Here is a 6,289-nt window from a genome sequence, read left to right on the forward strand (position 1 = left end):
AAAATTAAACAATTTTAACCCGCCACCCGAAAGGGTCTTCTGTTTTATTGTACTGAATGTTCAGTATGGCAGTTTTTATTTGTTCTGCGTATGTTTGTACAGGGCGTTCGAACGTATATTCTTTACCTTTGTAACCGAACGCCGAAACCGGACTAATAACTGCTGCTGTTCCGCAACCGAAAATCTCTTTGAGTGTTTTGTTTTCAGCAGCTTGTACCAGTTCGTGTACCGTAATGGAGCGTACCTCTACCTTTATACCCATTTTTTCAGCCATTGCGATGACACTTTTGCGGGTAACTCCGTCTAATATTCGGTCATTAACAGGTGAAGTAACTAAGGTATCACCAATGCGAAACATAACGTTCATTGTACCACATTCTTCTAATTTTTCGTGCGTGGTATCATCTGTCCAAATAACTTGCTGATATCCTTCTTTTTGTGCCAAAGCTGTTGGGTAAAATTGCCCTGCATAGTTCCCTGCTGCTTTTGCTGCGCCGAAACCACCATTGGCAGCACGACTATAATGGTCTGCAATCAGTACTTTTACATCACCCGAATAGTACGATTGTACAGGCGAGGTAATGATAACAAACTTGTATTCTTTGGAAGGAGAGGCAATTACTCCCGCAGTAGTACCAATTACAAAAGGACGTAAGTACAACGCATTACCGAACCCTGGCTTTATCCAATCTCTGTCCAATTTTAGGAGTTCTTTCAGTCCTTCATCGAACCATTCTTCTGGGAATTCAGGCATCGCTAAGCGCTTGCACGACTTGTTAATACGGGCATAATTTTCCGTTGGACGGAATAAGAAAATATCGCCATTGTCATCTTTGTAGGCTTTCATTCCTTCAAACACCGCTTGCCCATAGTGGAAAACACTTGTTGAAGGGTCGAGCAAGAAAGGAGCATAAGGAACAATTTTCGGAGCGTGCCATGTACCATCTTTGTAATCACAAATATACATATGGTCGGCAAAAGTTTGTCCAAAAAAAAGGTTAGAAAAATCAACTTGGTCTATACGACTTTGTTTTGTTTTTTCTATACTAAGGTTTGATTTTGATTGACTCATCATAATAAAAAAATTTGTTGTGCTAAATTAGGAGATTTTTTTAATAAAAAAGGTATTTTTACAACCAAATTTTTGCAAATTGTTGAAAAAAAAAATTATATAAAATCATTTTTTTGGTATAAAAAACTATGCTTTTTGAAGAAATTACTAGCTATTATTCATAAACAAATGTCCTTGGCGTACTTGTAAATTACTTTCAATATTGTTGGTATAAAGGCTTCCTGTACCCAATCCTTGTGGTATCGGATTTTGAAGAGTAAAAGTCCATTGTGCAATAGCGTTAAGCCCAATATTACTTTCTAAAGCACTGGTTATCCACCACCCGATTTGTTGTTTTTCTGCCAGAGAAATCCATTCCTCACTACCTTTATAACCTCCTATAAGCGAGGGTTTTAGTATGATATATTGAGGGCGAATAGTTGAAAGTAACGTCTCTTTATCTTTTCGAGAAAAAACACCAATGAGTTCCTCATCTAAGGCAATTGGTAGAGGAGATTTCTCACATAATAATGCCATTTCTTCCCATTGGGAAGTAGCAATAGGTTGCTCAATGGAGTGTAGTTGTAAGTCAGAGAGTCTTTTGAGTTTTTCAAGTGCTTGGTGTGGAGAAAAACTTCCGTTGGCATCAACACGTATTTCTATTTCGTTAGTCGGAAATTCATTTCGTAATTGCTTGATTATCTGGTATTCGGTATCGAAATTGAGTGCTCCAATTTTCATTTTGATACATCGAAAATTTTGTTTTAGTTTTTCTTTGATTTGGTTTTTCATAAACTGAGGAGTTCCCATCCATATGAGTCCATTGATAGAGATGCCTTTTTGTCCGGTAGTAAATTCTGAAGGGAATAAAATCGCTGGATTTTCACGATTTAAGGCTGTAAAAATCTGCTCAACTCCAAATTGGATAGAAGGAAATGCCATCAATTCTTCCCAGAGTGTTTCTTTGTCTAAGTGAATATGTTGGCATACCCATTGGAGTTTTTCTTGATAATCGGTTCGGTCATCGATACTAAGCCCACGTAATAAACCACATTCACCAATGTATTTATTCTCAGGAGTATGCAGTTCTAAAAACCATGTTTCTTTTTCAGTAAAAACACCTCTTGAAGTTCCCGAAGGCTGTTTAAATTGTAAAATATATTTTCGATAGGTTGCTTTCATTTTTGTTTTTTGCAAAGGTACGAAATTTTGTATTGATAAAGGATTTTAATACATTTGCGACTTCATTCTTTTTGTGTATAAATTTAGTACGAGTTTGTACAACCAAAATTGGATATATTATTGATGATTATGATAAAAAAAATATTGAGTTATATTTTTCCTATACCAATTCATAAACAACCTTCAAAGGTGAGCAAATCGGTTGAGGTAGTGTTATATAATGGGCGGCTAATTCTTAATACTCCCAATACAAATTATTCTTATGGAAGCTTACAACGAATATTACGATTGGGATTGAAAAAAATTGGTTTTGAGCAAATAAGAAAAATGCAGCATATTTTGTTATTAGGATTAGCTGGCGGAAGTGTAGTAAAAACACTAATTGATGAAATTGGATACAAAGGACAAATTACAGCTGTTGAGATTGATAATGAAATCGTTGAAATAGCTAATAAATATTTCGGAATCAATGAAATAGGAAATTTGAAAATAATTATTGATGATGCTCAAAAATTTGTACAAAAAGAAAAAAACACGTATGATTTAATTATTGTAGATATTTTTCAAGATGAAGAAATGCCAGCATTTTTGTTTTCAACATCATTTAAAAACAAACTGATTTCTTTATTAACTTCAAAAGGATTGATACTCTTTAATACGATGAAAATTAGCAAAAAAGACAGCAAACGAAATGCTATTTTTATTCAGAATTGTCAGCAAGAAACTATTGTAAATGTATTTTCAAAGGTAGAAGGGAACAATGAACTTATTCTTATTTCTAAGAAGAACAACAAGTTTTAGAGTTTGTTATTGATGAAGAATTTTAATACATTTGCAACAAAATAAATAAAATAGCTTAACATACTATCAAAAAATGCACTTTTTATCTGAAAATTTGGAGGATTATATAGCGCAACATTCGCAAGAAGAACCCGAATTACTAAAAAAACTTACCCGAGAAACGCATCTGAAAGTTTTACAACCTCGAATGCTAAGCGGACACTACCAAGGGCGCTTGCTTAGTATGATTTCTAAACTGATTTCTCCCAAAGTGATTGTAGAAATAGGCACTTTTACAGGATATGCAACCCTTTGCTTAGCCGAAGGACTTTCCAAAGATGGAATAATTCACACGATTGATGTTAATGAAGAACTCGTTGATTTTCAGCGTTCTTTTTTCGACCAAAGTCCTTACGGAAACCAAATAAAACAACACTTAGGGCAAGCCTTGGATATTATACCGACACTTCCTTATGGTTTTGACCTCGTATTTATTGATGCTGATAAAAAGAATTATATCAATTATTTTGATGTAATTATCCAAAAAATGAATAGGGGAGGAGTTATCCTGTCAGATAATGTCCTTTGGAGCGGAAAAGTGCTCGAAGAGGTGAAGAAAAACGACAAACACACACAAATTCTTTTAGAATATAATAAAAAAATAAATGAAGACCCACGTGTAGAAAGCGTTTTACTTCCTATTCGGGACGGACTTACAATTTCGCGAGTAAAATAAACGAAAATGGCATCACACAACGAATTTGGTAAAGAAGCCGAAGACCAAGCAGTTGCCTATTTAGTGCTGAATAATTATACTATTTTGGAACGCAATTATACTTATCAGCACGCCGAAATAGATATTATTGCGTGGAAAAATAATACGTTGGTAGTTGTTGAGGTAAAAGCAAGAACTTCAACACAATACGGAGAACCCGAAGCCTTTGTCAATACTCAAAAAATGAAGCTATTAGCCAAAGCCATCGATAATTATATTCAGAAGAAAGATATTGATGCCGAAGTTCGTTTTGATATTATTTCGATTGTTAAAAATCAGTTTCGTAATGACTTAAACCATATAGAAGATGCTTTTTATCCATTTTAGAATAAAAACTAATCTACTTCAACCAAAATGGGGCAATGGTCACTATGTTTGGCTTCAGGAAGAATTAAAGCCCGTTTGAGTTTGTTTTCCAGAGAGTTAGAAACCATACAATAGTCAATACGCCACCCTTTGTTATTATTGCGCGCATTGGCTCTGTATGACCACCACGAATAATTATGCGGTTCTTTATGAAAGTAACGAAAACTATCAATAAAGCCGCTTTTTATAAAATTGTCAAGCCATTGGCGTTCTACGGGCAAAAAACCAGAAACATTGGCATTGCGCACAGGGTCGTGAATATCAATAGCTTGGTGGCATATATTATAATCTCCACAAATAATCAGATTGGGAATATCTTTTTTCAAATCATTTATATATTGTTGAAAATCAGCCATAAAAGTAAGTTTGTGTTCCAATCTATCTATATTAGTTCCCGAGGGGAGATACAGGCTTATTATGGAAAAATCGGGAAAATCGGCACGAATAATACGTCCTTCATAATCCATATAGTCAATACCAGTGCCTATTTCGATATGATTGGGTTTTATTTTGGATAAAATTCCCACACCACTATATCCTTTTTTGACAGCACTATGCCAATATAGATAAGGATATCCTGCATCTTGCAAGGCTTTAAGGTCTATTTGTTGTTCTTCGGCTTTTATTTCTTGTAGGCAAATTACATCGGGATTAGCCACAGAAAGCCATTGTGTAAATCCTTTGCTCATTGCGGCTCTAATACCATTAACGTTGTATGAAATTATTTTCATTTTTTTTTAATTTTTATTAAACTTAGATTCAAATAGTAAAAGTAACTTTTTGATTGCTTACAAATATACTTGATTTGGACTTAAATATTCAATATTTCCTGTGCTTCATATAATTTTTTTAGGTGTAATAAGGCTAAAATCACTTCCTTTGTTTTCTCTTTGCTCCTCTAAAAGTTGCCTTTGTGATATTCTCTTATCAGAATAAGATAAAAAGGACATATAGTGGCAAGGAAGTATTCGTAAGACTCTTTCAATCCATCTATGGTTTCTAAAAATACTGCAATACAACAAGTTATAAGAATGGGTAATAAGAAAAAAGACAAAAAAATATTTTACCTTACTTCCTCTCACGTTTTTATTTAAATTGGCAAAAATAGTAACAGAACTCATTGAAAGAATCAAAGCAAGGAATGAAAAAATAAATTCTGTGAATAAAGGCATGTAATCTCTAACAAGTTTGTCTGAATTTAACATCTGCAAAATAAAAACCAAATAAAACGTTGAACAAACACCTAATTATCACAATTTTAAAAAAAAGAGATGCCAGTAATTTACCTTTTTTCATCTTAATTTTTTTGTTATATATTTTTACAGATACTTTTTCTTTGACAAATGTAACAAAATAGTTTATTTACTACAAAAAAATTTAAAAATATTGATTTTAACTTATTTCAATTTTTTCAAATCTTTGATTACTTTAAAGGCTGTATCAACATCTGTTTCAGGAATTATGATGGTAAATTCGTTTGAAGTTGAGATAACTTCGTTTATAGTAATTCCTTCCCAAGCTAAACGTTGAAAAATAAAATAATAAATACCTGGGACAGAGATATTTTCTTTAGGAAGTTTCACACTAATCCCGCCCAAATTAGCAAATTTTTGTAATAAATTCTCTTGTGCAAAAATAGTTTCAACTTCTTTTTCGATGTGATTACTAATAATGATATTCATTTCATTCACTCCACGAGATGAAGTAAAAAAAACGTCTTTTACATTGTTTATTTTTCGTAGTAACTCAGCTTGTTTTGTAAGGATTGTTTCAGATATTTCAAAACTATAATCAATAAGATTGGCACGTACTGTAATATCTCCTATATTTTTGAGTACTTTTACAATACGATGCGTAGAACGAAATTCCATATTGGTTGAAAGTCTTTTTAGTGCCATAACAATAGCACCTATTTTAATTTCTTTTCCAACTTCGTCTTTTATATCCTCAAGAATTAATTTAGAAAGTGATGTTAAGTTTATAATCCCTTGATTGAGTGTTGTTTGCAAAAAAGGTTTACTTCTGATATAATCTTCTACAGCAGCGGTAATTGTTTTCATAATTACTAAATTTGAAACAAAAGTACGAAAAAAAATAAAGAAATGAATAAATAAATTTGTATATCCGTAATTAAA

7 protein-coding genes are annotated in these 6,289 nt (G+C 32.8%); 3 read left to right on the top strand and 4 right to left on the bottom strand.

The features are described from left to right. Positions 1-4: 4 nt before the first annotated feature. Positions 5-1,072: a branched-chain amino acid aminotransferase gene (locus OO775_RS11270; RefSeq protein WP_264847266.1), complete on the bottom strand. Its 1,068-nt coding sequence runs from the start codon at positions 1,070-1,072 to the stop codon at positions 5-7. Between the two features lie 147 nt (positions 1,073-1,219). Further along, positions 1,220-2,233: an o-succinylbenzoate synthase gene (locus OO775_RS11275; RefSeq protein ID WP_264847255.1), complete on the bottom strand. Its 1,014-nt coding sequence runs from the start codon at positions 2,231-2,233 to the stop codon at positions 1,220-1,222. Between the two features lie 129 nt (positions 2,234-2,362). Between OO775_RS11275 and OO775_RS11280 the strand changes: the two genes are divergently transcribed. From OO775_RS11280 to OO775_RS11290, 3 genes are all read left to right on the top strand, one after another. Then, complete coding sequence (locus OO775_RS11280; protein ID WP_264847256.1) at positions 2,363-3,034, top strand: spermidine synthase; 672 nt, start codon at positions 2,363-2,365, stop codon at positions 3,032-3,034. A 73-nt stretch (positions 3,035-3,107) separates the two neighbouring features. Beyond that, the gene (locus OO775_RS11285) at positions 3,108-3,749 is read left to right on the top strand and encodes an O-methyltransferase (RefSeq protein WP_264847257.1); all 642 of its coding nucleotides are present in this window, start codon (positions 3,108-3,110) and stop codon (positions 3,747-3,749) included. A 6-nt stretch (positions 3,750-3,755) separates the two neighbouring features. Continuing rightward, on the top strand, positions 3,756-4,115 hold the full coding sequence (locus OO775_RS11290; protein WP_264847259.1) for a YraN family protein: 360 nt from the start codon (positions 3,756-3,758) through the stop codon (positions 4,113-4,115). Between the two features lie 8 nt (positions 4,116-4,123). On the opposite strand, the gene OO775_RS11295 is transcribed toward OO775_RS11290, so the two are convergent. Together OO775_RS11295 and OO775_RS11300 are read right to left on the bottom strand one after the other, a co-directional pair. After that, entirely contained in the window at positions 4,124-4,885 is a 762-nt protein-coding gene (locus OO775_RS11295) for an exodeoxyribonuclease III (protein ID WP_264847260.1), read from the bottom strand. Between the two features lie 666 nt (positions 4,886-5,551). Beyond that, the gene (locus tag OO775_RS11300) at positions 5,552-6,214 is read right to left on the bottom strand and encodes an aspartate kinase (protein ID WP_264847261.1); all 663 of its coding nucleotides are present in this window, start codon (positions 6,212-6,214) and stop codon (positions 5,552-5,554) included. Positions 6,215-6,289: the final 75 nt, after the last annotated feature.

It is taken from the genome of Capnocytophaga catalasegens (assembly GCF_026005215.1).
Classification (GTDB): domain Bacteria; phylum Bacteroidota; class Bacteroidia; order Flavobacteriales; family Flavobacteriaceae; genus Capnocytophaga; species Capnocytophaga catalasegens.

Excerpts from the sequence above, each read along its gene's own strand:
- OO775_RS11270 (WP_264847266.1), bottom strand. The coding sequence starts at position 1,072 with ATGAGTCAATCAAAATCAAACCTTAGTATAGAAAAAACAAAACAAAGT.
- OO775_RS11275 (WP_264847255.1), bottom strand. The coding sequence starts at position 2,233 with ATGAAAGCAACCTATCGAAAATATATTTTACAATTTAAACAGCCTTCG.
- OO775_RS11280 (WP_264847256.1), top strand. The coding sequence starts at position 2,363 with ATGATAAAAAAAATATTGAGTTATATTTTTCCTATACCAATTCATAAA.
- OO775_RS11285 (WP_264847257.1), top strand. The coding sequence starts at position 3,108 with ATGCACTTTTTATCTGAAAATTTGGAGGATTATATAGCGCAACATTCG.
- OO775_RS11290 (WP_264847259.1), top strand. The coding sequence starts at position 3,756 with ATGGCATCACACAACGAATTTGGTAAAGAAGCCGAAGACCAAGCAGTT.
- OO775_RS11295 (WP_264847260.1), bottom strand. The coding sequence starts at position 4,885 with ATGAAAATAATTTCATACAACGTTAATGGTATTAGAGCCGCAATGAGC.
- OO775_RS11300 (WP_264847261.1), bottom strand. The coding sequence starts at position 6,214 with ATGAAAACAATTACCGCTGCTGTAGAAGATTATATCAGAAGTAAACCT.